Source organism: Actinomycetospora chlora, assembly GCF_039542135.1.
Taxonomy (GTDB): domain Bacteria; phylum Actinomycetota; class Actinomycetes; order Mycobacteriales; family Pseudonocardiaceae; genus Actinomycetospora; species Actinomycetospora chlora.
Genome location: NZ_BAABHO010000112.1, coordinates 1 through 1815, shown reverse-complemented (window position 1 = coordinate 1815; position 1815 = coordinate 1). Strand labels below are relative to the sequence as shown.

Below are 1815 nucleotides of genomic sequence, written 5' to 3'. Positions count from 1 at the left end.
GTGCTGCTCGCGGTGGCCACCGGGGTGGCGACGGTCGCCGAGGCCGGCGACGCCGCGGGCCTCGCGGCCGGGGCGGGGGCCCTCGCGCTCGTGGCGGCCGCGCTGCTGCCGCGCACCGGCATCGCCCTCGCGCGCCTGCCGCTGCCCCGGGTTCCCGGGTCGGCCGAGGAGCTCGCGGACGACCCCGGGGTCGCCGAGCACGCCGACATCGAGCGCCGCGCGGACCGCGCGCACGCCGCCCTCTCCGGGCTCGTCCTCGGCTGCGGGGTCGTCACGGCCGGCGCGGTGACGGTCCTGGCCCTGTCCCCCGTCCCCGGCTGGCGCGGCGTCGCGGGCTGGGTGCTCGCGGCGCTGCTCACCGTGCTGCTCGCCCTGCGCTCGCGCACCTACGCCAACGGCGTGCAGGCCGTGGCGCTGCTGGTGTGCGCGCTGCTGGCCGGCGCCGGGCTGCTCGTCGGGTGGCTGCTGGTCGCCCCGCCGCCGGTGGCCGCGCTGGCGGTGCCGGCCGTGGCCCTGGCGGGTGGGGCGGTCGCGCTGGTGCTGGGCGTCGTCGTGCCGCGACGGCGCTTCTCGCCCGTGGCCCGCCGGGCCGTGGACGTCCTCGAGGCGATCGGCATCGCCGCGGCGCTGCCGATCGCGCTCGCCGTCATGGACCTCTACACGGCGATGCGGCTGCTGTGATGCGGTCCACCACGGTGCGGCTCGGCGGCGCGGCCGCCGCCGCGGGGCTCGCGCTGCTGCTCGGCGCGGCGCCCGCGACGTCCGACCCGGCGTCGGGCTCGGTGGCCGCCCCGACGCCCCCGGTGACCGACGCCGCCGCGCTCGCCGCCCTCGACCCCCGCCCCGACGCCGTACCCGGTGCCCGCGAGACCGCGCCGTGCCCGGAGCCGACCCCACCGGCCGGGACGACCCTCGGCGACCTCTCCCCGGGGCCGGATCCCGCGGCGTGGAGCGCGGGCCGCGGGGAGGGGCAGCTCGTCGCGGTGGTGGACACCGGGGTCGCCGACCACCCGCGCCTGCGCGGGCGCGTGGCCGACGGCGGCGACTTCGTGGACGGCACCTCGGGCCGCGACGACTGCGACGGCCACGGCACCGCCGTCGCCGGCCTCGTCGCCGCCGACCCCGCCCCCGGCGACCTGCTCGTCGGCACCGCCCCGGCCGCCCGGGTGCTCGCGGTCCGCCAGACCAGCGCGTTCTTCTCCGCCGGCGCGGGGGTCGGCTCGGGGGTCGGCTCGGGGGTCGGCTCGGGGGTCGGTGACGTCACCACGCTCGCCCGCGCCGTCCGGCACGCCACCGCGACGCCCGGCGTCGGCGTCCTGCTGCTCGCGCTCGCCGCGTGCCGCACGCCCGCCGAGGTCGCCGACCCGGCGGCCGCGCCCGCGCTCGGCGCCCTGCGTGCCGCCGTCCGGGAGGCCACCGACCGCGGGGTGGTGGTGGTCGCCGCCGCGGGCAACACCGGCCCCGGGTGCCCGGCCAACACCGGCGGCGCGGTGGCCAGCGTCCCCGTGCCCGCCTGGTTCTCCGACGACGTCCTCGTCGTCGGCGCGGTCGACGACGACGGCACGCCCGACCCGTCGTCGCTCGCCGGCCCGTGGGTCGACCTCGCCGCGCCCGGCCGCGCCCCGGTCTCGCTCGCGTCCCGCGGTGACGGGCTGACCACCGCGCTCACCGCCCCGGACGGCGCGTCGGGGCCGCTCGTCGGCACCAGCTTCGCCGCGGCCCGCGTCGCCGGGGCCGCGGCCCTCGTGCGGGCGCAGGACCCGGCGGCCCCGGCCCGGGAGGTCGCGGCGGCGCTCGTGCGCTCGGCCGCGCCCC

Annotated in this window: 2 protein-coding genes; both read left to right on the top strand. The window is 82.0% G+C overall.

The genetic code is table 11. From position 1 onward, the window contains the following. A partial coding sequence (gene eccD / locus ABD994_RS30905) for a type VII secretion integral membrane protein EccD (protein WP_345425460.1) occupies positions 1–681 on the top strand: 681 nt, incomplete at its 5' end. Continuing rightward, a partial coding sequence (locus ABD994_RS30900; protein WP_345425457.1) for a S8 family serine peptidase occupies positions 681–1815 on the top strand: 1135 nt, incomplete at its 3' end. The genes eccD and ABD994_RS30900, both read left to right, overlap by 1 nt.